The organism is Gilliamella sp. Bif1-4, assembly GCF_001690535.1.
Classification (GTDB): domain Bacteria; phylum Pseudomonadota; class Gammaproteobacteria; order Enterobacterales; family Orbaceae; genus Gilliamella; species Gilliamella bombi.
Genome location: NZ_LZHC01000062.1, coordinates 208537 through 233463, shown reverse-complemented (window position 1 = coordinate 233463; position 24927 = coordinate 208537). Strand labels below are relative to the sequence as shown.

Annotated in this window: 25 protein-coding genes, 2 tRNA genes and 1 pseudogene; 17 read left to right on the top strand and 11 right to left on the bottom strand. The window is 34.8% G+C overall.

All coding sequences use genetic code 11. The features are described from left to right. Positions 1-120: 120 nt before the first annotated feature. From A9G25_RS10675 to trhP, 3 genes are all read left to right on the top strand, one after another. Positions 121-194: transfer RNA gene (locus A9G25_RS10675), tRNA-Cys, on the top strand. Between the two features lie 80 nt (positions 195-274). After that, the gene (locus A9G25_RS10670; RefSeq protein WP_065626901.1) at positions 275-466 is read left to right on the top strand and encodes a thermostable hemolysin delta-VPH; all 192 of its coding nucleotides are present in this window, start codon (positions 275-277) and stop codon (positions 464-466) included. A gap of 174 nt (positions 467-640) precedes the next feature. Further along, on the top strand, positions 641-1984 hold the full coding sequence (gene trhP / locus A9G25_RS10665) for a prephenate-dependent tRNA uridine(34) hydroxylase TrhP (protein WP_065626900.1): 1344 nt from the start codon (positions 641-643) through the stop codon (positions 1982-1984). A 61-nt stretch (positions 1985-2045) separates the two neighbouring features. On the opposite strand, the gene proA is transcribed toward trhP, so the two are convergent. The 6 genes from proA to gpt form a co-directional block, all read right to left on the bottom strand. Further along, entirely contained in the window at positions 2046-3299 is a 1254-nt protein-coding gene (proA, locus tag A9G25_RS10660) for a glutamate-5-semialdehyde dehydrogenase (protein ID WP_065626899.1), read from the bottom strand. 328 nt (positions 3300-3627) lie between these two features. Then, positions 3628-4047 (bottom strand): hypothetical protein, encoded by a 420-nt coding sequence (locus A9G25_RS10655; RefSeq protein WP_065626898.1) that lies wholly within the window; start codon positions 4045-4047, stop codon positions 3628-3630. 35 nt (positions 4048-4082) lie between these two features. Then, a complete protein-coding gene (locus A9G25_RS10650; protein ID WP_065626897.1) occupies positions 4083-4379 on the bottom strand; it encodes a hypothetical protein in 297 nt (98 codons plus the stop codon). 5 nt (positions 4380-4384) lie between these two features. Next, positions 4385-5506 (bottom strand): glutamate 5-kinase, encoded by a 1122-nt coding sequence (proB, locus tag A9G25_RS10645; RefSeq protein ID WP_141675091.1) that lies wholly within the window; start codon positions 5504-5506, stop codon positions 4385-4387. Positions 5507-5534: 28 nt separating this feature from the next. Beyond that, positions 5535-6791 (bottom strand): alpha/beta hydrolase, encoded by a 1257-nt coding sequence (locus A9G25_RS10640; protein ID WP_065626895.1) that lies wholly within the window; start codon positions 6789-6791, stop codon positions 5535-5537. Between the two features lie 23 nt (positions 6792-6814). After that, a complete protein-coding gene (gene gpt, locus A9G25_RS10635; protein WP_081297239.1) occupies positions 6815-7351 on the bottom strand; it encodes a xanthine phosphoribosyltransferase in 537 nt (178 codons plus the stop codon). Between the two features lie 145 nt (positions 7352-7496). On the opposite strand from gpt, the gene A9G25_RS10630 reads away from it, so the two are divergent. The 6 genes from A9G25_RS10630 to serC all read left to right on the top strand — a co-directional run bounded on the left by A9G25_RS10630 (position 7497) and on the right by serC (position 15206). Continuing rightward, positions 7497-8960: an aminoacyl-histidine dipeptidase gene (locus A9G25_RS10630; protein ID WP_065626894.1), complete on the top strand. Its 1464-nt coding sequence runs from the start codon at positions 7497-7499 to the stop codon at positions 8958-8960. A gap of 236 nt (positions 8961-9196) precedes the next feature. Next, positions 9197-10207 carry an N-acetyl-gamma-glutamyl-phosphate reductase gene (gene argC, locus A9G25_RS10625; protein WP_065626893.1) on the top strand — a complete coding sequence of 337 codons (1011 nt, stop codon included), beginning with the start codon at positions 9197-9199 and terminating at the stop codon, positions 10205-10207. A 77-nt stretch (positions 10208-10284) separates the two neighbouring features. Beyond that, a complete protein-coding gene (argB, locus tag A9G25_RS10620) occupies positions 10285-11064 on the top strand; it encodes an acetylglutamate kinase (RefSeq protein WP_065626892.1) in 780 nt (259 codons plus the stop codon). 104 nt (positions 11065-11168) lie between these two features. Further along, the gene (locus tag A9G25_RS10615; RefSeq protein WP_065626891.1) at positions 11169-12413 is read left to right on the top strand and encodes an argininosuccinate synthase; all 1245 of its coding nucleotides are present in this window, start codon (positions 11169-11171) and stop codon (positions 12411-12413) included. Between the two features lie 174 nt (positions 12414-12587). Then, a complete protein-coding gene (argH, locus tag A9G25_RS10610) occupies positions 12588-13961 on the top strand; it encodes an argininosuccinate lyase (protein WP_065626890.1) in 1374 nt (457 codons plus the stop codon). Positions 13962-14120: 159 nt separating this feature from the next. After that, the gene (serC, locus tag A9G25_RS10605; protein ID WP_065626889.1) at positions 14121-15206 is read left to right on the top strand and encodes a 3-phosphoserine/phosphohydroxythreonine transaminase; all 1086 of its coding nucleotides are present in this window, start codon (positions 14121-14123) and stop codon (positions 15204-15206) included. A gap of 75 nt (positions 15207-15281) precedes the next feature. Here the strand turns inward: serC and A9G25_RS10600 are convergent, their stop codons facing one another. Next, a complete protein-coding gene (locus A9G25_RS10600) occupies positions 15282-15641 on the bottom strand; it encodes a DUF4156 domain-containing protein (RefSeq protein WP_065626888.1) in 360 nt (119 codons plus the stop codon). Between the two features lie 216 nt (positions 15642-15857). On the opposite strand from A9G25_RS10600, the gene A9G25_RS10595 reads away from it, so the two are divergent. Then, positions 15858-15934: transfer RNA gene (locus A9G25_RS10595), tRNA-Ile, on the top strand. Between the two features lie 62 nt (positions 15935-15996). Further along, entirely contained in the window at positions 15997-16395 is a 399-nt protein-coding gene (locus A9G25_RS10590) for a ParA family protein (RefSeq protein ID WP_065626887.1), read from the top strand. 24 nt (positions 16396-16419) lie between these two features. Here A9G25_RS10590 and A9G25_RS10585 read toward each other — a convergent pair whose 3' ends face one another. Both A9G25_RS10585 and gap read right to left on the bottom strand, forming a co-directional pair. Next, positions 16420-16986, bottom strand: coding sequence for a TetR/AcrR family transcriptional regulator (locus A9G25_RS10585; protein ID WP_065626886.1), 567 nt, complete (start codon positions 16984-16986; stop codon positions 16420-16422). Between the two features lie 57 nt (positions 16987-17043). Beyond that, positions 17044-18042, bottom strand: coding sequence for a type I glyceraldehyde-3-phosphate dehydrogenase (gene gap / locus A9G25_RS10580; RefSeq protein WP_141675085.1), 999 nt, complete (start codon positions 18040-18042; stop codon positions 17044-17046). 344 nt (positions 18043-18386) lie between these two features. Between gap and A9G25_RS10575 the strand changes: the two genes are divergently transcribed. From A9G25_RS10575 to A9G25_RS13455, 4 genes and pseudogenes are all read left to right on the top strand, one after another. After that, positions 18387-19619 (top strand): MFS transporter, encoded by a 1233-nt coding sequence (locus A9G25_RS10575; protein WP_065626884.1) that lies wholly within the window; start codon positions 18387-18389, stop codon positions 19617-19619. Beyond that, complete coding sequence (locus A9G25_RS10570) at positions 19609-19845, top strand: aconitase family protein (RefSeq protein ID WP_065626883.1); 237 nt, start codon at positions 19609-19611, stop codon at positions 19843-19845. Before A9G25_RS10575 ends, A9G25_RS10570 begins: the two co-directional genes overlap by 11 nt. Before the next feature lie 599 nt (positions 19846-20444). Continuing rightward, positions 20445-20811: pseudogene (locus A9G25_RS13460) on the top strand (transposase); the annotation flags it as partial. Then, positions 20795-21028: a transposase gene (locus A9G25_RS13455; protein ID WP_442903094.1), complete on the top strand. Its 234-nt coding sequence runs from the start codon at positions 20795-20797 to the stop codon at positions 21026-21028. The pseudogene A9G25_RS13460 and the gene A9G25_RS13455, both read left to right, overlap by 17 nt. A gap of 311 nt (positions 21029-21339) precedes the next feature. Here the strand turns inward: A9G25_RS13455 and A9G25_RS10555 are convergent, their stop codons facing one another. Next, positions 21340-21561 carry a YdcH family protein gene (locus A9G25_RS10555; protein ID WP_065626881.1) on the bottom strand — a complete coding sequence of 74 codons (222 nt, stop codon included), beginning with the start codon at positions 21559-21561 and terminating at the stop codon, positions 21340-21342. 168 nt (positions 21562-21729) lie between these two features. Here A9G25_RS10555 and A9G25_RS10550 point away from each other — a divergent pair, with 168 nt between their 5' ends. Further along, the gene (locus A9G25_RS10550; RefSeq protein WP_065626880.1) at positions 21730-23253 is read left to right on the top strand and encodes a helicase HerA-like domain-containing protein; all 1524 of its coding nucleotides are present in this window, start codon (positions 21730-21732) and stop codon (positions 23251-23253) included. A gap of 48 nt (positions 23254-23301) precedes the next feature. Next, on the top strand, positions 23302-24387 hold the full coding sequence (locus A9G25_RS10545) for an AI-2E family transporter (protein ID WP_065626879.1): 1086 nt from the start codon (positions 23302-23304) through the stop codon (positions 24385-24387). Between the two features lie 24 nt (positions 24388-24411). Here the strand turns inward: A9G25_RS10545 and bcp are convergent, their stop codons facing one another. Continuing rightward, on the bottom strand, positions 24412-24888 hold the full coding sequence (gene bcp / locus A9G25_RS10540) for a thioredoxin-dependent thiol peroxidase (protein WP_065626878.1): 477 nt from the start codon (positions 24886-24888) through the stop codon (positions 24412-24414). Between the last annotated feature and the right edge of the window lie 39 nt (positions 24889-24927).

Genomic DNA, 24927 nt, shown 5'->3' with positions numbered 1-24927 from the left:
CTGTTTACTCATACTATGGTTAGTTAAAAATAAAGTGACTGCTGTAATTATAATCTATTTAATCTTGACGATTAGTCAAGCCAGTGATACTATTTGCAACCTATTCAGATAGACCTCCAAGGCGCGTTGGCAGAGTGGCCATGCTGCGGATTGCAAATCCGTCTACCTCGGTTCGACTCCGGGACGCGCCTCCATTTTTTAGAATTAATCAATTTTTATTTTTTTCAGTTATATTTATTTTTCAATTTTATAAGCTAATTTATTAACATTATTTATGGGCTACTTTAATTATCATGCAAAAGCAAAGAAGTTAATCAAAAATGGTAAACTTGTTAGACATGAGTTTGTGGATAATTGGAATGGTATTAAACCTGCATTAGTTTTATATTTTAAAGAGGCCAATCCCATGCCAATTAGAGAATACCGATGGGATGAATATTTACCATTATTGAATAATAAAAGTTAACTAATCATACATAAACAAAGAGAGAAGTGTTGGGAAAAGCAATAACTGAAAGTTTTTCATAGCTTGGAGTATAATAAATTTGCCAACAGATAGGCTAAAGCGTAAAATGCCCATCCTATTTTGCTTAACCTATTACTTATAAGTAATACTGACCTGAAATCAGAGGCATTTTTAATGACAAATTTATATGCAAAACCAGAATTACTTTCTCCTGCCGGTTCTTTAAAAAATATGCGTTATGCTTTCGCATATGGTGCAGATGCTGTTTATGCTGGCCAACCGCGATATAGTTTACGAGTTCGTAATAATGAATTTAATCATGAAAATCTAGCAATTGGTATTAACGAAGCCCATGCTCAAGGTAAGAAGTTTTATGTAGTCGTAAATATAGCACCACATAACTCGAAGTTAAAAACTATTATTCGTGATTTAGAACCCATTGTAAATATGAAACCTGATGCTTTTATTATGTCAGATCCAGGTTTAATCATGTTAGTTCGCGAACATTTTCCTGATATGGAAATTCACTTATCTGTACAATCGAATGCTGTTAACTGGGCAACAGTAAAATTTTGGCATCAAATGGGATTAACTCGAGTTGTTTTATCGCGTGAATTATCACTAGATGAAATTGCTGAAATCCGAGAAAAAGTTCCTGAAATGGAGTTAGAAGTGTTTATCCATGGTGCATTGTGTATGGCATATTCTGGGCGCTGCTTGCTTTCGGGCTATATTAATAAGCGTGATTCAAATCAAGGGACATGTACTAATGCCTGCCGTTGGGAATATAAAGTTGCTGAGGGTAAAGAAGACGAAGTGGGGCAAATTGTACATAAATGTGAACCGATCTCGGTAAAACAAGTTGAACCAACATTAGGAATTGGTCAAACTACTAGTAAAGTATTTATGCTTGAAGAATCAGGTCGCCCAGGTGAATATATGCAAGCTTACGAAGATGAGCATGGTACATATATTATGAACTCAAAGGATTTAAGAGCAGTGGAACTAGTAGATGATTTAACAAAAATTGGTGTACATTCGCTCAAAATTGAAGGAAGAACTAAATCTTTTTATTATTGTGCAAGAACAGCACAAGTGTATCGCCAAGCTATTGATGCTGCTAGTGAAGGTAAGCCTTTTGATCCTCGCTTATTACAAGAACTTAATGCACTTGCTCATCGAGGGTATACAGAAGGATTTCTACGTCGCCATAAGCATGAAGAAATGCAAAACTACGAACATAGCCATTCTGTTTCGGAAAGACAACAATTTGTTGGTGAGTTTAGTGGTGAGCAATTAAATGGGTTGGCTGAAGTTATTGTAAAAAATAAATTTTCTGTTGGGGATAGCGTTGAAATAATGACACCGAAGGGTAATAAGACTTTCAAGATTGAGCGAATGGAAAACAAAAAAGGACAACTTGTTCCTGCCGGTTTAGGCGATGGTCATATTGTTTATATTCCAATTCCTGAAGAAATCGATTTAAATTATGCATTATTAATGCGTAATTTTGATTAGTTTGGTTAAGCATAAAAAAACTGTTCGGGACGTCCGAACAGTTATATTAAACAGAATTTTATTATTGACGAATTAAATTGTCTCCAAAACCTATCCATTTATAGGTAGTTAAAGCTTCGAGTCCCATTGGTCCGCGTGCATGTAGTTTTTGTGTACTAACTGCTACTTCTGCACCTAATCCAAATTGTCCACCATCAGTAAAACGTGTTGATGCATTGACATAAACTGCAGCTGCATCAACCTGATTTACGAACCGTTCTGCATTAAGCAAGTTACGCGTGAGAATGGATTCAGAATGACCCGTACCATATTCGCGGATATGCTCTACAGCCAGTTCAAGTGAATCAACAATGATTACGTTTAAATCTTTTGATAACCATTCTTGCTGTAATTCCTCATCTTTAATGGGGAGGACAGTTGCTGTCCCCATTTTTAATATGTCATAACAGCTTGGATCTGCATGTAAAATCACGTTATTATCTGCCATGATCTGGCTGAATTTAGGTAAAAACTGCTCCGCAATATTTCGATGAACTAGTAGCGTTTCAAGCGTATTACAAGTGCTTGGGCGCTGAGTTTTGGCATTGACAATAATTGGTAGGGCTTTATCAAAATCAGCAGTTTCATCAACAAAAATGTGACAGACTCCAATACCACCTGTAATGACGGGTATTGTTGAATGTTCACGGCATAATTTATGTAAAGATGCACCACCTCGGGGGATAATCATATCGATATACTTATCGAGTTTAAGTAACTCATGAATATATTTACGATCTGGATTATTAATACATTGAACAGCTGTTTGAGGTAAACCAACTTGTTTTAACGCTTTTTGGATAACAGAAATTGTGGCCATATTAGTATTGATTGTCTCTTTACCCCCGCGAAGTATTGCGGCATTGCTTGTTTTTAAACAAAGAGCTGCAATATCAATTGTTACATTTGGTCGAGCCTCGTAAATCGCACCAATAACGCCAAGCGGCACTCTGTGACGGTGTAACTTTAAACCGTTTTCTAAAGTAGAACCATCAATGATTTGACCAATAGGATCAGTTAATGAAATGATTTTACGGACATCATTGGCAATAGAAGATAGTCGTTTGGGTGTTAACAATAAGCGATCAAGTATTGCTTCATTTAACCCTTGATCTTTGGCCAATTTAATATCTTCCCCATTAGCTGCAAGAATTGTTGCACTGTGTTCTTCTAATAAATCAGCGATAATGGTTAAAGCTTTATTTTTAGTTGAAGTAGGGCATTGTGCCAATTGATATGAAGCAAGCTTGGCTGCTTTACCTATTTGTTGTAACATTATAGTTGCCTCTAAAGTTTATTTTTTACAATTCTATTTGCTAAGCGGTATTTTCTCTAAAATAATTTTTATCTAACGTTAACATTGTATTAAAATTTAATAAGAAATCTTTATTTCATTACTCACTCGTCTTGTATTATCGTTATGATCTCACAAATTAAATTCATAATAAATTTTAATATCAATGATAGATATCAAAAATATACTTTTCTTGAAAAGAAGTAAAACTTAAGTGAGATATAAAAATAATATTTTACTATTTAAGAATTGCTGTATGGATGAAAATATGAGCAAAGAACAGTGCTTCTTTGCTCTAATAAGCATCAATTTATGACTCTTTATCTTTTAAAACTGTATGTAAAGTGTTTAAAAGTTCTGTTTTTGTGTCATTATCTAAACCACTTAAAGGTATCTTTAAAGTAGATTCCTGTTTACTTATTTTATTACAGTATTCTATAAATATTTTTTTAGGCTCATATCTAATAGATTTGATTTCATCGAAAAGCACACTTATATCGCTTCTTACTAGTGCAGGTCTGAGTGTAATAAAATCTTCACCAATGGTAATATATACCATAAAATAGTGCCAAATTGATATAACTAGTACCAATAGTAACATTGTAATATTATACCATAATTCTGGAGCTATGACTAACATTACTATGATAGCAATGAGACAAACGGCAATACGAGACATTGCCAAATATCGTGCATAAAATTGTTTAACAGTTTGATTTTTTGATTTCATTTTTTATCCTATATATTGTAATATCCTTTTATGTTCTAAAAATTGCGTCTTTCATCAAAAGATCTTGCAATTTCTTGACTCATAATTTTTCTTCCACCGAAAACACCGATTAATCCTAAAGGTATAAAAAAAATGCTACCTATAATGATTAATACACCTCCAATTTTTTTATTGTTTGTTGCAATAATTAATCCTACAGTAGCAACCAAAGAAAAAATAATAGCAAATGGTAAAAGTGTCCGAGATGCCTCATCATAGTTTAATAAAGCATTAAGATAAAATATTAATACGGCAAACCAATTGGCAATTATGCCACCAATAGCTAATCCCATAATTTTTACTCCTTATTGTTTATTGTTTTAATTATCATATCGTCACGGTGAACAGCAACGTGACCATATTCATAGCCAATAATTTGGCTAATTTCTTGCGAATGATGCCCAGCAATTTGCCTTAAAGCATCACTGTTATAACGACTAACACCGCGCGCAATGCGTTTGCCAAATTTATCGCAAATATCAATCACTTCACCACGAGAAAAATCTTTCTCTACGCTGATAATCCCTTTAGGTAATAGTGAACTACCATTATTTAAAATCGCATTAACAGCACCATCATCTAATAACACTTTGCCTGCTTTTGGTGCACCAAACAACCAGTGTTTACGATGCTCTAGTGGTGTTTTTTGTGGTGAAAAATGTGTTCCAATCGGTTTATTATTGACAATATCAATAATAACATTTGATTTATTTCCTGCAGCGATAATAACTTCTATACCTGCACTTCCTGCTACTTCTGCTGCTTGTAATTTTGTGCTCATGCCACCCGTGCCAAGCCCTGAAACACTACCACCGGCGATACTTCGCAAATTATCGTCAATATGATCAATTTCATGAATTAACTTGGCACTTTTATCAGCTCTTGGATCGGCTGTATAAAGACCTTCAATATCAGTTAATAAAATCAACTTATCTGCTTCGGCTAAAATGGCAGCTAGCGCTGATAAGTTATCATTATCGCCAACTTTAATTTCTGCGGTTGCAACAGCATCATTTTCATTGATGACAGGAACGATATGATTATCTAACATTGCTTTTAAAACGTCTTGGGCATTTAAAAATCTTTCACGATCTTCAAGGTCTGCACGGGTAAGTAACATTTGACCAATATAGATCTTATAGATAGAAAATAGCTGTTCCCAAAGTTGAATAAGCTTACTTTGTCCAACAGAAGCGAGTAATTGCTTTGAAGCAACAGTATTAGGTAGGGTAGGGAAGTTAAGATATTCGCGTCCAGCTGCAATTGCACCAGATGTAACAATGATAATTTTATGTCCATCTTTATGTAGACTTGCGCATTGTCTTATCAACTCAACTATTTGTGCTCGATCAAGTTGTTTTGTTCCACCTGTTAGTACACTGGTACCTAACTTAACAACCACGGTTTGTTGTTTTTTAATAGTCATAGCATATTCTTATTTTTTCGCGTTATATAACAGACTTCATCCACTTTACTGATTGTGTTAACGCCTGATGCAAACTTTTTTGTAACTGCGTTTTAGGTACAGTTATTACTTTATTTTGTTTGATTGAATGAATTAATTTTGCCTCACAAAGATCACTTAACTTATCATCCTCAAAGATGATATTCATAACAGGCACATGACAAGCATGAGTTAAAAGGCCTTGATTTTTGAGTGAAAAATAATTCAATTCTGCTGCTAATTGTTGGTTGGATATTGAAGGTAATCCTAAACGGCTAGCTAACATATCCTTATAACTATTTGGTAGATTTTTTTGTAGATCTTTATTGACAAAGATTTGATGAATAAGCGGAGTAAAGTTAAATATGCCTTTTATTTTATTTGGCATCAAATAGGCTAAACGTGTGGCAAGATGCGAACCAAACCTAAATCCAGCAACAATAACACGATGATCATCAATCCATGGTACAGAAGACAACTGTTCTAATATAGCTTGATGAATTTGGCTACTATTTTGTGATAAAGCAAAGTTACGGCTATAACCAATAGTTGGTAGATCAACAGTTAGCATGGCAAATCCATGTGGTGCTAAAAATTCACTAAAATAACGATAATAATCGATCTGCAAATTGCCTAACGCATTACAAATCAACACAACAGGGCAAATCCCTTCGCATTTTGGTAAATGTAAAATTGTTTTTACACTACGATTATCGACTTTAAATTCCAGTTCTTTTATTAAAAATGGCGAAAATTGAAGAGTTTTTGCATAATACTGATAAGCACATGTTTGGGCATACATTGCTAGTTCATCATTTTTAAAATGAGGATAACTAGCAATACTTGCATATATGCTGGCTATAAGATAATAATTGTGTAAATTATTTTTATCTTCATCAGTAAGACTAGCTTTATCAATTGATTCAGCTTTAGCTTGCCATACCGCTGCTTGATTTAAAAATTCATAGATCCAGTTGCCAGATTGATAGCCAACAACAGTGTCTAACCAGTTATCATTTGTGTGGCATCGAGTTGAAGCGGCTATTTTTGATAAAACTGCTTCAGTCTCTAATTTAGGTAATCCACGCCAATGCCACAAAATGGGATTAATAATTCGATACCATTTGGAGTCAATTTCACCATCAAAGGCACTAATGCTACTACCATCACTATTATCAATGCGATTGATAAGTGTTGAAGTTTCAGGATAATCAAATTGTGGTTTGAAGATCTGTTCAGTTAGATTTTTGGTAGTTGCCATAACAACCTTAACTTCCTTATTGATTATTTATGATCGCTAATAGGTTTAACAAACGTTACGCCTGTATCCCACGGTTGTTCAATCCAAGTATCTTGTGCAATATCGACAATATAATCATCAACAAGTGGTTTACCTGCAGGTTTGGCAAAAATAGTTACGAAGTGAGCTTTTGGATACATTTCACGGATTGTATGAGCGGTACTACCAGTGTCAACTAAATCATCGACAACAATAAAACCTTCACCATCGCCATTGGCTTGTTTTAATATTAGCTTTTCACGTTGGTGGTCATGGTCGTAACTTGAAATACAAACGGTATCGACATAGCGAATACTTAATTCACGCGCTAAGATCGCCGCTGGAACTAATCCGCCACGGCTAACGGCAATAATACCTTTCCATTGATTTGCAGGTAATAAGCGTTCAGAAAGTTGGCGCCCGTAGGACTGTAACATTTCCCAAGTGACATTGAATTTTTTCTTTTCAGCAATAAGTTCTGCTTTATGTTGCTTTTTTGCTTGGATTTGTTCTTCTGTTAATAAAATTTGATCTGTTGACATGGGTAACCTGCAATTTTAATCGATTGTACGAATAAATAAATATTAATGAACTAAAAATAGATGTAAAATTGCACTTTATTATAATGTGATTAGATAAAAAAAACCACTCATTAATTTATTACATACTTAATATTGAGGTTATATTATGCTTTCTACCTTAAGGCCCAAATTTATTTGGCAGATTTTTAATGATATCTGTAAAATTCCGCACCCGTCTCACCATGAACAAATGATAACTAAATATATTGTTGATTTTGCCAATACTCATGGTATTAATTGCAAACTTGATAAAGTAGGTAATATTTTGTTAAGTAAACCTGCTACCAAAGGTATGGAAGAGTGCCCATCAATTGCATTACAGGCTCACATGGATATGGTGCCACAAAAAAATGAAGATACTCGTCACGACTTTTTAACCGATCCAATTCAAGCTTATGTTGATGGCGAATGGGTAAAAGCCAAAGGAACGACATTAGGTGCTGATAATGGCGTTGGGTTAGCATCTGCGTTAGCTGTTTTAATCGATCCTGTTGTTGAACATGGACCGATTGAAGTATTGATAACAATATCAGAAGAAACTGGTATGCACGGCGCCTTTGGTTTACAACCTAATTGGTTAAAAAGTCACTATCTAATTAATACTGATTCTGAAGATGAAGGCGAAATATTTACAGGTTGTGCTGGCGGCGTTGACTTTACTACAACCTTTGCCGTTACTTATGCAGTAATGCCAGAAAGGCATGATTGTTATATGAATATTTCACTTAAAGGATTAAAAGGTGGACATTCAGGTTGTGATATTCACCTTGGTCGTGGTAATGCAATTAAATTGATGGCTCGCTTTTTAGCGCAATATGCACAAGATATCTCGTTTAGATTAGCTGATATAAAAGGTGGTTCACTACGTAATGCGATCCCAAGAGAAGCCTTTATTGAAATTACACTAAATAAACAAGAACTGCCAAAATTAGAAACCATTGTTAAACAATATCAAACAATTTTACACAATGAGTTAGGTCATGTAGAACCTGCTATCGAAATAACGTTATCGGAAGTTGAATCAAACAAAGTAAAACGCGTATTAACTACAGAGCATCAAAATAAAATCATAAGCTGGTTAAATTCAGCGCCTAATGGTGTAGTTAGAATGAGCGATCAACTTCATGGTGTGGTTGAAACATCGCTCAATTTAGGTATTGTTAGTATTGAGGACAATCAACTTAATGTCCATTTTCTTATTCGTTCTCAAGTCGATAGCGCTAAAGATGCAGTGGTATCAACATTGACATCACTTAGCCAATTAGCAGATGCTAATTATGAAATAAGTGGCGGTTATTCAGGTTGGGAACCTAATTTAGATTCACGGCTTTTAAAGCTTGCTAAAGATAAATATCACGAAATTTTTTCTCAAAAAGCTAAAATAATGGTGATTCATGCAGGGCTTGAATGTGGTTTATTTAAGCAAAGTTATCCAAATATGGATATGATATCAATTGGACCAACGATTGTTTCGCCGCATTCACCAGATGAAAAAGTTAACATTCAAAGTGTTTATCGTTATTGGGAATTATTGATAGCGATATTAAAATCAGCAACTTTATTAAAATAATCCAACACCTCACCTGCCGATCTTTATCGGCAGATATTTCGAACAGACTACTCGTGTCTATATTTACTAAAAAACAATTTAATACAACATAATACGTTAGAATATTAGGGTATCTGCAAAAAAACATTTGAAATTAAATTCAAAAAAAGTGAATAAAAATTCATTTTGTGCTTGTGCTAGTTTTATAAATAGCCTACTATATACTCATTATTGCATAATAATAGATAAGGATAGGTATGTTAAAGGCAATTATTGTTGGTGCGAGTGGCTATGCTGGTGCAAAATTAGCTTATTATCTACACAAACATCCACATATTGAACTTATTGCATTAACTGTATCAGAGAACAGTCAAGATGGTGGCAAGCTGATTTCTGATTACGATTTACATCCCCAATTAAAAGGTGTTGTTGACTTACCACTTATTGCCACTGCCAATTATTCTGCCTATATCAATGATCTTGATATTGTTTTTTTAGCTACTGAACATGCTATCAGCCACAATATAGCTCCTTATTTTTTAGAACATGGTTGTACAGTTTTTGATTTGTCGGGTGCGTTTAGAGTTAACTCTGCTAGTTTTTATACCGATTATTATGGTTTTACCCATCAACATCTAAAATGGTTAGATAAAGCAGTTTATGGTTTAGCAGAGTGGAATAGTGAACAAATCAAACAGGCACAACTTATTGCTGTACCAGGATGTTACCCTACAGTATCACAATTACCACTAAAACCATTAATCGAGGAGGAGCTACTAGATAATTCACAATGGCCTGTTATTAATGCTGTGAGTGGGGTGAGTGGAGCAGGGCGAAAACCTTCGCATAATAATATATTTTGTGAAGTAAGTTTACATGCTTATGGACTTTTTACGCATCGACACCAACCCGAAATTGCAACACATTTAGGTCAAGAAGTAATCTTTACACCTCATTTAGGCTGTTTTAAACAAGGTATCCACACCACAATTACTTGTCGAGTAAAAAAAGGCGTTAAATCACAAGATATCCTTAAAGCTTTAAATAAATATTACCAAAATAAACCTTTGATTAGAGTTTATCAAAAAGATTGGCCCGCATTAAAATCTGTCATTGGTCTGCCTTATTGCGATATTGGATTTGTATTAAAAGATCGTCATTTAATATTAATTTCTGTTGAAGATAACTTATTAAAAGGCGCAGCAGCACAAGCTGTGCAGTGTATGAACATTCGATATAATTTTGATGAAACCACATCACTATTATAAAAATGAGTGAATTATTTCTAAACTCTGTACAAAATTTTTAATGAATTAAAAGTAGGTTAAATTAATAGGAAACTAAAATGAAACCATTAATTATAAAAGTTGGAGGCGTATTACTCGATAATAAAGATGCCTTAAGTAAATTATTTGACGTTATTAGTGAGTACAAAAAAAATTTTCAACGATCATTAATTATTGTTCATGGTGGTGGTACGGTCGTTGATTCATTAATGGATAGGCTTTCTTTACCCGTAGTCCGTCGCAATGGATTACGGGTAACTCCTGCTGATCAAATTGACGTTATTGTTGGTAGCCTTGCTGGCAGTGCCAATACTACTTTATTGTCAGAAGCAAAAAAACAGCAAATAGCAAGTGTAGGACTCTGTTTAGCTGACGGTAATAGTGTAGAAGTTAAACAAATTTCAGAAGATTTAGGTTATGTTGGTGAAGCCAAAGCTGGCGATCCTACATTAATCAATCTACTTATTAATTCGGGTTACCTTCCCATTATTAGCTCGATTGGTATTACTCAAGCGGGACAAATGATGAATGTTAATGCCGATCACGCAGCGGTAGCACTAGCTAAGACCTTAAATGCAGATTTAATATTATTGTCTGATGTAGTTGGCGTACTTGACGAAAACAAACAACGCATTGAATCATTAACTCAATCGCAAGCGGAACAACTGATTGCTAAAGGTGTTATTACAGACGGTATGGTTGTTAAAGTGAATTCAGCTTTCGAAGCCGCCAAGGCCTTAGGACGACCAATTGATATTGCTAGTTGGAAAGAGTCCTACCAACTCATCGAATTATTTAATGGGCAATCAGGCACTACAGGCACAAGAATCATTGCTTAGATATTGAGCAGATATTATATTAAGCTAGTTATCTATATCTAACAATTAATAAAAAAATGTCTTTAACTCATTTTTATCGTCAGTTAATTTAGAAAGGGTATAACATGAAAAAAAGTGGAACAAAAAAGGTTGTGTTGGCTTATTCGGGTGGTTTGGATACATCAGCAATTATTCCTTGGTTGAAAGAAAATTATGGTGGATGTGAAGTTTATGCCTTTGTTGCTAATGTAGGTCAAGATCCAAAAGAACTAAAAGATGTAGAAAAAAAGGCTAAGGCATCGGGAGCAGTTGCTTGTAAGGTTGTTGATTTAAGAGAAGAATTTGTTAAAGATTACGTATATCCGGTTTTAAAAACAGGAGCCTTATACGAAGGAACTTATTATCTTGGTACCTCAATGGCTCGTCCAATTATTGCAAAAGCGCAAGTTGAATATGCGTTAGAAGTCGGGGCTGATACACTCTGTCACGGAGCGACTGGTAAAGGAAATGACCAAGTGCGTTTTGAAACAACCTATACTGCACTTGCACCACAACTTAAAGTGATTGCTCCTTGGCGTGAATGGGATCTGCGTTCACGCGAAGCATTAATTGATTATTTAAAAGTTCGTAAAATTCCAACAACTGCAACCGTTGAAAAAATTTACAGCCGTGACGAAAACGCATGGCATATCTCCACTGAAGGAGGTGTGTTAGAAAGCACATGGAACCAAGCTAATACAGATTGCTGGGCTTGGACTGTTTCGCCTGAAGATGCTCCAAACCAACCAGAATTAGTGAGCATTGGTATTGAAAAAGGCGAAGTGGTTTCAGTAAATGGGAAAAAATTATCACCATATAACTGTGTTGCAACATTAAATAAAATTGGTGCAAAACATGGTGTTGGCCGAGTTGATATTATTGAAAATCGCTTAGTCGGTATCAAATCGCGTGGTTGTTATGAAACGCCTGGCGGCACAATAATGATGACAGCATTACGTGGTTTAGAACAATTAATATTAGACCGCGACAGCTTTAAATGGCGTGAACAGCTAGGTATTGAAATGGCTTATGTTGTTTATGATGGGCGCTGGTTTGCACCATATCGTCGATCAATTCAAGCTGCGGCTGAAGTTTTGGCACAAGACATGACGGGTGAAGTAGTGGTTAAACTGTATAAAGGTAATGCAACTGCCGTGCAAAAGAAATCACCAAATAGCCTATATAATGAAGAATTTGCTACATTTGGTGAAGATGAAGTTTATGATCATAGCCATGCCGGAGGATTTATTCGTCTATTCTCATTATCATCACGTATACGTGCTTTAAATGAGGAACAGCAAAAACAAACTGCCAAAAAAGCGAAAAAGTAAACGCCAATTTGCAAATAAAATAGCGATAATAATAAATATATACAGGCAATGCCCTGTATATATTATTCTTGATTAAATTTAATTTTATTATAAAAATAAATATACAAAACGAAAATTGAAATTGTACAGCTAATCATTAAGATAACATTCATTTAAGATAATATTGAGGTAATTATGGCATTATGGGGTGGGCGTTTTAGCCAAGAAGCAGATCAACAATTTAAGCATTTTAATGATTCATTGCGCTTTGACTATCGTCTTGCAGAGCAAGATATCATTGCCTCAATTGCTTGGTCAAAAGCATTGGTGACGGTTAACGTTATATCTTATGATGAACAAAAAAAATTAGAAAAAGCCTTAAATGAATTGTTGCTATTGGTTAAACAAGATCCTAACCAAATTTTACAAAGTGATGCCGAAGACATACACAGTTGGGTTGAACAAAAACTGATTGAAAAAATTGGCGACTTAGGTAAAAAATTACACACAGGACGAAGCCGTAATGACCAATCAACAACCGACTTAAAATTATGGTGTAAAGACCAAATTCCTCATTTAATTAATGCAATAAATCACTTACGCCAATTACTAGTTACAACCGCTGAACAGCACCAAAAAGCCATTATACCTGGTTACACCCACTTGCAACGAGCACAACCAATTACATTTTCGCATTGGTGCTTGGCTTATTTTGAAATGCTAAGTCGTGATGTTAGCCGTTTAGAAGATACATTACAACGTTTAGATGTTAGTCCATTGGGCTCTGGTGCATTAGCCGGAACTGCCTATCCAATGGATCGTGAGCAATTAGCACATTGGTTAGGGTTTGCTCAAGCAACGAATAATAGCTTGGATTCGGTGTCTGACCGTGATCACATTCTTGAACTATTAAATAATGCCTCAATAGGTATGGTACACCTATCGCGTTTTGCTGAAGATCTGATTATTTTCAATAGTGGCGAAGCCAATTTTGTTGAACTATCAGATCGAGTGACCTCAGGATCTTCACTCATGCCACAAAAAAAGAATCCAGATGCATTAGAACTGATTCGAGGCAAAGTAGGGCGGGTTGCGGGCGCATTAACGGGTGCTTTAATGACCTTCAAAGGTTTACCGCTTGCTTATAATAAAGATTTACAAGAAGACAAAGAGCACCTATTTGACGCACTCGATACTTGGCTAGAATGCCTAGATATGGCCGTATTAGTACTAGAGGATATTAAGATTAACTATACAAATTGCCAAGAAGCCGCTAAACAAGGTTATTCTAATGCAACCGAACTGGCGGATTATTTAGTTGCTAAAGGCATACCGTTCCGTGAAGCTCATCATATTGTTGGCGAAGCGGTTGTTGATGCAATAGCAAAGCAAAAAGCGCTCGAAGAACTTTCGCTTGAAGAACTACAAAAATTTAGCTCAGCTATTGATAATGATGTTTATCCAATATTATCATTAGAATCATGCTTAGCTAAACGTTGTGCCAAAGGTGGGGTTTCACCACAACAGATAAAATCAGCGATTGAAGTTGCCAAGCAACAACTTTTATAAACACCTATATCAATCTAATAACAGCTATGCCGGCATTAGCCGGTTTTTTATACTGAAACACATATTTACCTGAAACTTTTTGACAAAAAATCTGATTGTATATCTATTCATACAGTGTAAAAATAGAATTCTTTTTTGAATGGATTAAAGTGAATCATAATGAGTAAAAGTTATAATTTTAGTGCAGGTCCAGCAAAATTGCCTGCTGAAGTATTAAAACGAGTTCAAACTGAATTATTAAATTGGCAGAATACTGGCGCATCAGTCATGGAATTAAGCCATAGAGGTAAAGATTTTGATGCCTGTGCTATTGAGGCCACCAACGATCTACGAGAAATATTAAACGTTCCTAACAATTACAAAATTCTCTATTGCCAAGGTGGTGCCAGAGCACAATTTGCTGCAGTTCCATTAAATATTTTAGGGAATAAAACCAGTGCCGATTATATTAACAGTGGTTATTGGAGCCAGTGTGCAATCAAAGAAGCCAGCAAATATTGCCAAGTGAATGAACAAAGTGTTGTTATCAAACAAAACGGACTAACGGCAGTTAAATCTATGTCAGAATGGCAATTAAATGATAATGCTGCTTATGTACACTATTGTCCAAACGAAACAATCGACGGTGTTCAAATCTTCGAAGAGCCTAATTTCAACAACAAAACTGTTGTAGCCGACTTATCTTCATGCATATTATCGCAACCTATTGACGTAAGCCGATACGGCATCATTTATGCTGGTGCACAAAAAAACATCGGGCCATCAGGTATCACTATAGTTATTGTGCGCGAAGATCTAATTGGTTATGCACAAAAAATCTTACCATCAGTACTAGATTATAAAATCTTAATGGACAATGATTCAATGTTTAACACTCCACCTACATTTGCATGGTATTTGTCGGGGCTAGTGTTTAAATGGATAAAAGGCATTGGTGGACTAAAAGCAATGCAGCAACGAAATCAAGCCAAAGCACAATTACTATATCAATTCATCGACCAATCTGATTTTTATCGAAATAATGTTGTAGCAGCTAATCGGTCAATTATGAATGTTACCTTCTTATCACCAAATGAAGAGTTGGATAAAAAATTTGTAAGCGAAGCAACTCAAGCTAACATTATTGGCATTAAAGGTCACCGAATTGCAGGAGGTATGCGAGCATCAATTTATAACGCTATGGATCAAGAAGGCGTCAATTATTTAATTGATTTTATGCAGCGATTTGAAAAACAAAATAGCTAATTTAACTCAAAATATTACAAGTCATTACTATCAGCAAAAAAGGGAGGCAAACCTCCCTTTTTTATTTAATCAGCATTATTTACAGCTATAAACCTCACCAACCATAACCGCATCTGTTGGTGCAATATCAGAAATATATTGCATTGAAGTATCCTGTGCATTATAAATCATATTACCACCCATTGCAGCAGCTTTATTCATCAGGTCAGAAGCCGCATCACGAATAAGCTCACTATGTGTTTTAAGACCAGAAAAAAAACTACTACGACGCCCTTCTGCTTTACCCAATAACTGACAAGAAGCAGCAGGTTTGGTATCAATAAACTGAACTTGACTACCGCCAGAAGTAGGTTGATAGTTAGAACTACTACAAGCACCTAAAAGCAAAGTCGCAACCATCGTACCGCCAATAAATAATAATTTTTTTATAGACATAATATTTCCTCAACCAATAAAACAATAATCAATAATAAACTAAATTATTGTAGCAGTTTAATTAAACAAAAAATATCAGTAATTAAACTTGTATAAAATCTAACAAATCACAGAACAATAAATAATCAAACCAACCTGTTTTATTAATTAGCTATAGCAAATTCGATTTAACTCTATTATAATCGCAACCCTACTAACTAAGTAGCACATCGAAATGGCCCCTTAGCTCAGTTGGTCAGAGCAGTCGACTCATAATCGATTGGTCACTGGTTCAAGTCCAGTAGGGGCCACCATTCATGATTTTAATGTTTAATAAATTTTTTAAGGGTTAATATCATGAGAGAAAAATGCAACAGTGATCACTATAGCCGATACGAAAGGCGGTTCTACCAAATCTATTACAGCAGTTAATATTGCTGCGTTTATAGCACATTCGGGGTTAAAAACACTATTACTGTATTTTGACTTAGAGCAGCCTACAGCTTGTTCATATTTTCCATTGCAAAAAGAGGCTCCATATGGCATTTATGATTTTCTTATAATGCATGAAACAGATTTAGATAAACTAATATCTGCGACAACAACACAAAATTTAGATGTTATGTCATCAAACAGCGTTAGACAAGAAATCGTTTCTCATTTAAACGCTTCGGACGATGGTATTATCCGTCTAAAATCCTGCTTAAAACTTCTCAAAACCGAGTATGATGTGATAGTCATTGATACTGTAGAACCCTATGGATCCAATTGTTAACATGGCGGTATTTGCTTCATACTGTTATGGCGTAAAGATTCTCAATAGGGTATTAATAGTTAAATGAAAATAGGAATCATCTTGTAAACCTTTTGCAGAAATATAGGCACCTTGCAAAGTAGACATTATAAGTGTAACCGCCTCTAAAGGAGCAAGAATACTAGAAATACTCCCATCAGAAATGCCAACTTTTATAATACTTTCTAACGTTTGTTTCACTGATTCAAATCCACGAGTAACCTCAGCCGCTAAAACGGTATTTTCCATAATAGATCTATCTCGAGCCAATTGACCAACCAAACATCCTCTATTTATATTACGGGATTTTAATAAGAGATCTGAAAGTTTATTATATGCATTTTTATCTGTATTTAAAACTAACGTATTGAAACTTATTAATTGCTCTACATTATATTTTATTGCGGATAAGGATAGATCCTCTTTACCTTTAAAATAATGATAAAGGCTACCTTGACCAACTTCTGCACGAGTCAAAATATCATTTGGACTTGTGTTGGCCAGACCTTTCTCTAACAAGAGATCTGCCATAGCTTTAATTAGTTTTTCTTTGGAACTCTGTTTTGTATTCATTTTCACTATAAAACATCATACCTCCAAGTGGCGGTATGATCATATTTAATCAAATCATTATTTAATCTGTAAAATCGTATCCACTAAACGGTTTGAAAACCCCCACTCGTTATCGTACCAACTGACAACTTTGAGTAATTTACCATCGATAACCTTGGTGAGTTTGGCGTCGAAAATAGAGGAAGCTGAATTTTGGATAACATCCGATGAAACAATTTCATCTTCCGTGTAAGCGAGAATATCATCTATTCTTTTTGAGTTAACTTCCTCCTTAATAGTATCATTTACTAATTGTACTGTCACTTCTTTTTCTAAGTTTAAAGTAAGATCTATCATTGATCCGGTAAGAACAGGAACCCGTATCGAACCACCATCTAGTTTTCCATTTAACTCTGGGATGACAATACCAATTGATTGCGCCGCACCTGTTGATGTAGGGACAATATTTTGAGCGGCACTACGAGCTCGTCTCATATCACGATGCGGACCATCTTGAAGATTTTGATCCTGTGTATAAGCATGAATAGTTGTCATAAAACCCGATTTAATACCAAAGTTTTCATGTAGGACTTTAACTAAAGGGGCTAAACAGTTTGTGGTGCATGAAGCATTTGAAATAATGTGATGTTCATGTTGGTTATACATGTGGTTGTTCACACCTTGAACAATGGTCAAATCAACATTTGATGCAGGCGCTGAGATCAGAACTTTTTTAGCCCCTGCTTTGATATGAGCTTGTGCTTTTTTTCCATCATTAAATATGCCTGTTGATTCAAGTACAACATCGATTTGGTGTTTAGCCCATGGAAGATTATCAGGATTACGCTCTTGATATACAACAATTTCTTGACCATCAATTACTAAACAATCTTTTTTTACTTCGACACTTTTGGCAAAACGCCCAAAAGCCGTGTCATATTTTAAAAGATGAGCTAGTTGTTCAATCGAGCCTAAATCATTAATTGCAACAATTTTGATATCATGCGAACGTTCTTGCAATGCACGTATAAAACTGCGTCCAATACGGCCAAAACCATTAATAGCTACATTTGTCATCCTTATCTCCATTCATTTACGTTTAAGTTATAAAAAATACATATCAGTATGTTAGCATGTAAATGATTAAATTGCTTAAAAATAAAATTATTTTTTAAAAATATATATATATTACAACAACTTAAAATATGTTTTAAATTGTTTTTCACAAGCTATGATAAATGTGTTGTTATTCATACTAGTATGTGTTTTTATAAAAAAGGAGATGTTGGATGTGCAGGTTTAATTATTTGGCTACAGCCCGTAAAACAAATTAGTTGAATTATATACTTTAGGGCGCTGGGTAAACTCTAAATATAACCATCAAAGTTTAAATGTAGTTTACTTTCTTAATTGAGGAAATTATGAATAAAAAAAATAATTATCGTTGGTTTGTACTTGGAATTGGCGTGTTAGCACAAGCAACGTTCGCAATGGGGTTTGCTGGTATTCCTATAACAGGAATTTTAATGCGAGAGGCTTATGATTTTTCATTATATGAACTTGGTTTTGTTTTAGGTTCAATGGGACTTGGGGTTGCGGCTTCTGAGATAATTTGGGGAATCATTACCGATAAGTTGGGCGATAAGACAGTTCTTATTCTAGGGTTATGGTCATCAGCAATGGTGTTTGTCGTTATAGCCATATCGCTTACCCCAGAGACTTCAATTAATGGTATTAAGTATTTACATTTGGGAGCAGCTTTGGCAATAGCAGGTGCCTGTGGAGGTAGTATTAACTCGTCATCAGGTCGAACTGTTATGTCGTGGTTTGATGATAGTGAACGAGGTTTTGCCATGAGTGTTCGCCAAACTGCCATTCCTGTTGGGGGGGCAATTGGGACGGGCTTGCTTCCTTGGCTAGCTTATTCATATGGGTTTGAAGTGACTTTTCTTGTCTTAGCCGTCGCCAGTTTTATTGTTGGCCTTGCTGTATTTTTCTTTATTAACTCTAAGCATACAGCATTAAAACATGAAACAAAATCTACACTTACTGTAACCCCCCTAAAAAGTGTTGAAGTCTGGAGGGTTGTGATGTCCGCTGGTTTTCTAACTGTACCTCAAATGGCAGTACTTACATTTGGTGGTATCTATATGCGAGATGTTCTCAATATCAATTTAGCTTTGATCTCTGTCATTCTTATTGGTATTCAGTTAGGTGGTGGAGTTCTCAGAATTTGGTCGGGCTATTATACGGATAAAAAAAAGAATCGTATTCCGTTATTAAAATATTATGCCATCCTTGGTGGAATTGCTTCTTTTGTGCTGTGTCTAATGGTTAATAACACATATATGGGGGTTATATTTCTTGTATTAACAGGTTTGTTTGGTCATGCTTGGCATGGTATTGCTTACACCGAAGCAGCTGTAAAAGCTGGCGTTGAACGAGCAGGAACTGCATTAGGTATGGTTGGTACTACCGTATTTATTGCATCGTTTTTAACACCTATTCTAGTCTCCCGTATTGCACATAGCTACGGATGGGGAGCCGTGTGGGCAGCTGTAGCTATTCTAACATTTGCATCTTTATTGTGTTTTATTTCATTCTCAAAAAAGAAAGAAACGTCAACGTCTATTGGTGAAATCAATGAGCCCTAAAACGATTGTTCAGAAAATTTGGGAATCAAATATTGTTGATTCTTTAGGTCTACAAGAAGTCCTTATCTATATAGATTTACATCTTCTTCATGAAATTAATACCCCACCAGCCTTTGATGGGTTAAAAGAAAAAGGCATAAAAGTTCGCAGACCAGACAAAACATTATCAACTGAAGATCATAATGCGCCAACAACGTCAGTCATTGATATTAAAAAGATTATTTAACATGGACACAAATTGATCTATTACGTCGAAATTGTGGATTACACGGTATCAAGCATATAAGGTTTTAGCTATTTGATAAACATTGATTCCCCATAAGCTTGTTTTGTTAAAAGCATCAATAATTTTTTAGGTGCTTTTTCTCGCTTAAAATAGCAATTCATTGATCTTTTGTTCAAAATAGATACTTGCTTTTTTCTTAAATCTGCGTTTATATCTAATAGTGATGAGCATGGGTCTTATCACTAATTTAACTTGGGAGGAATTTATAATGGTACAAAAATTTGCTCCGTATGGTTGTGATGTTTCGGTTGGCACTTATAAGTGTGCCGATTGTGGCTATATCTATTCAAACCAAAGTAAGAAATCGTTACCTCCTTGCCCTGAACATAAAATAAAATCGCATAGCAAAAATGGGGGTATATTATGTCAGGACAGGGTGATTCCATTAAAGATCCTCATCCAAATAAAAATTAATATGTGTTAATTTATGCTATTAAAAGGTCCCCAATTTGGTTACCTCAGATTGATGACAAAGGACTCGCTTTTTGGCGAGTTCTTTAATCTAATAGAGAGGAGTCCATTATAAGAGGAATTCTTCTATGCTAAAAAAAACAACTCCAGCGACACCAGAAAAAATAGAGCAAATCATCGCTAGATGTGCTTGTCCCTGAAAGTCATCTTGTTCGTAAAATAGCTAAAGTCATTGATTTTGAATTTATTCGAGAAGCGGTAGTACCTCTTTATTGCCCTAATAGCGGTCGTTCGGCAGAAGATCCGGTCAGAATGTTTAAAATCATGCTATTGGGATATCTTTTCGGTATCTCCAGTGAACGTCGTCTGGTTCAGGAAATTCAGGTCAATTTAGCTTACCGCTGGTTTCTGGGAATGGGATTAACCGAAAAAGTGATTGACGCCTCAACACTCAGCCAAAATCGTCGCTGTCGGTTTAATGACAGTGAAATCTATCTATAACATTCAAAACGATACTTATACTTACCCAAACGGTCAAACATTAATATATAAAACTACCAGTAGGGAAGGTTATCGTCATTATCATTGTGATGCAGCAACCTGCAAAGTTTGTCCGTTATTGTCACAGTGTACACAGAGTAAAAATACACAGAAAGTCATCACACACCATATTTGGGAAGCAGATAAAGAGAAAGCCAACGAGATCGTTTAAGTCAGTGGGGAAAAAAGTCTATGCTCGGCGAAAAGAGACCATAGAGCGCAGGTTCAAATGCAGTGTTTATTGGCTGCAACGCCTCAAAATATCAAGAAAATAACAATAAAGTTATTTTGTTACGGTTTTTAGGCTATTTTTTAATTTATTTAATAAAATCCAAATTAAAAATCCTATTTATGGTTTAAATAAAAAAATAAACCTCCGAATTATATCGAGGTTTGTCATCAATCTGAAACCCCAATTATTGGGGTTTTTGTTTAATCGTTTATTAGTTTGAAACAAAACGATTAATTAAAATAATTACAAGTTTAGATAATTTCAGACGCTTTTTTTAGAATTTCATGAATTTCGTCTTTAATTTTAAGTTTCTGTTTTTTTAATGCCTCTATCGTTTCAGCGGTATTGACAATAATTCCAGATTCAATGTTTGTAATTTTTTGGTCTAGCTCATTATGTTGGTCGAACAATTTTTGAAAACGTAAATCGGTATTTTTTAATTTAGAAATTAATTCTCGATATTCTGGAAACATATAGCCTCCTTATGAGGGTTAGATGAAATAATAACAATAGCAGCTATTGCTAATTCAGAATACAATATTATTCGTAGCTTTGATAGAAAAATTGTTTTAATAGCCAAATATATTTCTATAACAAAACTGTTTTAATGGCAAAGTAAAAAACAAGAAGGGAGTTATTCCATGAGTGAGTCAATTGTAGTTGCCAAAAGTCACGGTAAAGATTTATCAATTATTGCAGCATTAGCTAATCGCCATGGTTTAATCACTGGCGCAACCGGTACAGGTAAAACAGTGACATTACAAAAGATGGCAGAAGGTTTTTCAAAAATAGGTGTACCTGTTTTTCTTGCTGATGTTAAAGGCGACCTAACTGGGATTGGTGAAAAGGGCATATTAACTGAAAAATTACAAGCTCGTTTAGCGAGTATTGAAGTTGATAATTGGCAACCAGACTTATCACCCATTGAATTATGGGATGTTTTTGCTGAAAAAGGGATCCCCGTTCGTAGCACTGTGTCAGATATAGGGCCTATTTTGCTTGGCAGGTTACTCAATTTAAATAACGTTCAAGCTGGGGTTTTACAGTTAATATTTAAAATTGCTGATGATAATGGTTTATTATTAATTGATTTTAAAGATCTTCGAGCATTAATTCAATTTGTTGGTGATAACGCTAAAAAATTTACCACACAATATGGAAACATTTCGTTATCGTCAATTGGTGCAATCCAACGTGGATTGTTAACTCTAGAACAACAAGGTGCCAAATTTTTCCTTGGTGAACCATTGCTAAACATTCAAGATTTAATGCAAGTTAATCCTGAAGGTTACGGTATAATTAACATATTATCGGCCGAAAAGTTATATAACTCGCCAAAATTATATTCAGTCTTTTTATTGTGGCTATTATCAGAACTTTTTGAGCATTTGCCAGAAGCAGGTGATCTTGATAAGCCAAAACTTGTCTTCTTTTTTGACGAAGCTCACTTACTTTTTAATGACATTTCGCCTGCATTATTAGCAAAAATAGAACAAGTGGTGCGTTTAATTCGCTCTAAAGGGGTTGGGGTTTATTTTTCTTCTCAGAATCCGAGTGATATTCCTGATACAGTTTTAGGGCAATTAGGCAATCGTGTACAACATGCCTTACGCGCATTTACCCCAAAAGATCAAAAAGCTGTAAAAGCGGCTGCCCAAACTATGCGCGCCAATCCAAGTTTTGATACTGAAAAAGCAATAATGGAATTAGGCGTTGGCGAAGCACTTATTTCGTTTTTAGATGAAAAAGGCCGTCCAAACATGGTTGAACGCGGTTATATTATTGCACCGAGTTCAAAAATGGGACCAATGTCGTCAGAAGATCAATTAACTATTATTCGCCAATCTCATTTTTACAACAAATACGCACAAACCATAGATCGACAATCCGCTTATGAAATACTGAAAAATGGATTTTCGTTAAATAACCAATCCGATCAAAACAGTAATGGTAGCGATACAAAAATAGACGACGATAAAAATAATAAACAAAATAATGGTGGATTGCTAAATTTTTTAAGCACACTACTTTTTGGTACTAAGGGACCAAGAGGTGGACAACACGATGGTATCACCCAAAAAATAGCCAAAAGCGCAACAAGGCAAGTTGTTAATCAAATCGGTAAACAAATCACCCGTGGTATATTGGGTGGTTTAAAAAAATAACCAAAATGAAGTTATTACTTAAAAAGTCAGCAAAATAGGAGTATTTTAATGTTAAAAATGTTCATAGAATGGTATAAAAAACGCTTTAGCGATCCGCATGTTGTTTCGCTAATGGCTGTTATTGTTGGTTTGTTTATTATTATCTATTTTTTCAATAAAATTCTTCTACCAGTTTTAATCGCGATTGTACTATCTTATTTACTTGATAGACCAGTTAACTATCTACATAAAAAAAACATACCAAGAACACTGGCTGTTGTAATGGTGTTACTGCTTTTTCTAATGATTGTATTAGTCGGATTTATGATTTTATTACCATTAATTTGGCAACAAAGCATTAGCTTAATCACTAATATTCCAAATATGCTAAATTTTGCAAACAATTTCTTAACCACCTTGCCTGAACACTATCCTGAACTAATTGATGTTGGCTTATTTGACTCGGTCATCCAAGGTATTACCAACAAAGTTGTGCAAACTGGCAATTCGTTATTGCAATTTTCCATTGTGTCTTTATTAGGGCTAGTATCTGTTGCAATTAATGGGGTATTAGTGCCCATAATGATGTTTTTTTTATTAAAGGACAAAACAAAAATATGGGGATACTGTTCAAAAATCTTGCCTAAGAACCGTACAATTTTAAACAAAGTTGCTGCTGAAATGGATATGCAAATATCCAATTATATAGTAGGCAATGTACTACATATAATTATTTTATCCATTTGTGTCTATATTCCTTTTTGGTATTTTGGTTTAGATTATGGACTTTTATTAGCAGTGCTTGTTGGATTATCTGTATTAGTGCCTTACGTTGGTATTATTATTTCAAGTATTCCGGTTGTATTAATTGCGCTATTTCAATGGGGATTAAGCGCACAATTTGGTTATTTGTTGTTTTTCTATGTATTAATACAAGCATTAGATGGTAATTTATTGGTACCTTGCTTATTTTCTGAAAAACTTAATTTACATCCATTAGTAATTATTTTAGCGGTAATTGTGTTTGGTGGTTTATGGGGATTTTGGGGAATATTTTTTGCAATACCTTTGGCTACATTGGTTAAAGCAATTATAAATGCATGGCCAAAAACAGACGAATTAAATACTGTCAATAGCGAAGTAAAAGCAGATTAATGGTTAATCTGCTTTTAATCAGAACTATTTGTTGTGTTTTTTAAGATAATCTAAAACTACTTCATGATGGTTGGCGGTTTTGAAATCGTCAAACACTTTTTCGATTTTACCGTCTTTACTGATTAAAAAGCTTATACGGTGAATTCCATCATAGGTTTTCCCCATAAACTCTTTTTCGCCCCAAGTACCAAATGCTTGAGCAACTTCATGATTTTCGTCAGAAAGCAACGTAAAATTTAACAGCTCTTTTTCAATAAATCGAGATAACTTTTCAGGTTTATCGGTACTTATACCAAGAATCACCACATTGTATTTTTTGAACTCATCAGAACAATCTCGCAAATTACATGCTTGCACAGTGCAACCAGGCGTCATCGCTTTTGGGTAAAAATAAATTAAAACACGTTTGCCTTTAAAGTCATTTAAGCCTACAAGCTCTCCATCTTGGTCTGGCAACGAAAATTGTGGTGCTTTTTCACCTTCTTTAAGTGGATTAACCATATAATTATTACCTATTTTAATAGTTTAATTTTTAATTGG

Coding starts and splice junctions, on each gene's coding strand:
- A9G25_RS10670 (WP_065626901.1), top strand. CDS start 275: ATGGGCTACTTTAATTATCATGCAAAAGCAAAGAAGTTAATCAAAAAT.
- trhP (WP_065626900.1), top strand. CDS start 641: ATGACAAATTTATATGCAAAACCAGAATTACTTTCTCCTGCCGGTTCT.
- proA (WP_065626899.1), bottom strand. CDS start 3,299: ATGTTACAACAAATAGGTAAAGCAGCCAAGCTTGCTTCATATCAATTG.
- A9G25_RS10655 (WP_065626898.1), bottom strand. CDS start 4,047: ATGAAATCAAAAAATCAAACTGTTAAACAATTTTATGCACGATATTTG.
- A9G25_RS10650 (WP_065626897.1), bottom strand. CDS start 4,379: ATGGGATTAGCTATTGGTGGCATAATTGCCAATTGGTTTGCCGTATTA.
- A9G25_RS10640 (WP_065626895.1), bottom strand. CDS start 6,791: ATGGCAACTACCAAAAATCTAACTGAACAGATCTTCAAACCACAATTT.
- gpt (WP_081297239.1), bottom strand. CDS start 7,351: ATGTCAACAGATCAAATTTTATTAACAGAAGAACAAATCCAAGCAAAA.
- A9G25_RS10630 (WP_065626894.1), top strand. CDS start 7,497: ATGCTTTCTACCTTAAGGCCCAAATTTATTTGGCAGATTTTTAATGAT.
- argC (WP_065626893.1), top strand. CDS start 9,197: ATGTTAAAGGCAATTATTGTTGGTGCGAGTGGCTATGCTGGTGCAAAA.
- argB (WP_065626892.1), top strand. CDS start 10,285: ATGAAACCATTAATTATAAAAGTTGGAGGCGTATTACTCGATAATAAA.
- A9G25_RS10615 (WP_065626891.1), top strand. CDS start 11,169: ATGAAAAAAAGTGGAACAAAAAAGGTTGTGTTGGCTTATTCGGGTGGT.
- argH (WP_065626890.1), top strand. CDS start 12,588: ATGGCATTATGGGGTGGGCGTTTTAGCCAAGAAGCAGATCAACAATTT.
- serC (WP_065626889.1), top strand. CDS start 14,121: ATGAGTAAAAGTTATAATTTTAGTGCAGGTCCAGCAAAATTGCCTGCT.
- A9G25_RS10600 (WP_065626888.1), bottom strand. CDS start 15,641: ATGTCTATAAAAAAATTATTATTTATTGGCGGTACGATGGTTGCGACT.
- A9G25_RS10585 (WP_065626886.1), bottom strand. CDS start 16,986: ATGAATACAAAACAGAGTTCCAAAGAAAAACTAATTAAAGCTATGGCA.
- gap (WP_141675085.1), bottom strand. CDS start 18,042: ATGACAAATGTAGCTATTAATGGTTTTGGCCGTATTGGACGCAGTTTT.
- A9G25_RS10575 (WP_065626884.1), top strand. CDS start 18,387: ATGAATAAAAAAAATAATTATCGTTGGTTTGTACTTGGAATTGGCGTG.
- A9G25_RS10570 (WP_065626883.1), top strand. CDS start 19,609: ATGAGCCCTAAAACGATTGTTCAGAAAATTTGGGAATCAAATATTGTT.
- A9G25_RS13455 (WP_442903094.1), top strand. CDS start 20,795: ATGACAGTGAAATCTATCTATAACATTCAAAACGATACTTATACTTAC.
- A9G25_RS10555 (WP_065626881.1), bottom strand. CDS start 21,561: ATGTTTCCAGAATATCGAGAATTAATTTCTAAATTAAAAAATACCGAT.
- A9G25_RS10550 (WP_065626880.1), top strand. CDS start 21,730: ATGAGTGAGTCAATTGTAGTTGCCAAAAGTCACGGTAAAGATTTATCA.
- A9G25_RS10545 (WP_065626879.1), top strand. CDS start 23,302: ATGTTAAAAATGTTCATAGAATGGTATAAAAAACGCTTTAGCGATCCG.
- bcp (WP_065626878.1), bottom strand. CDS start 24,888: ATGGTTAATCCACTTAAAGAAGGTGAAAAAGCACCACAATTTTCGTTG.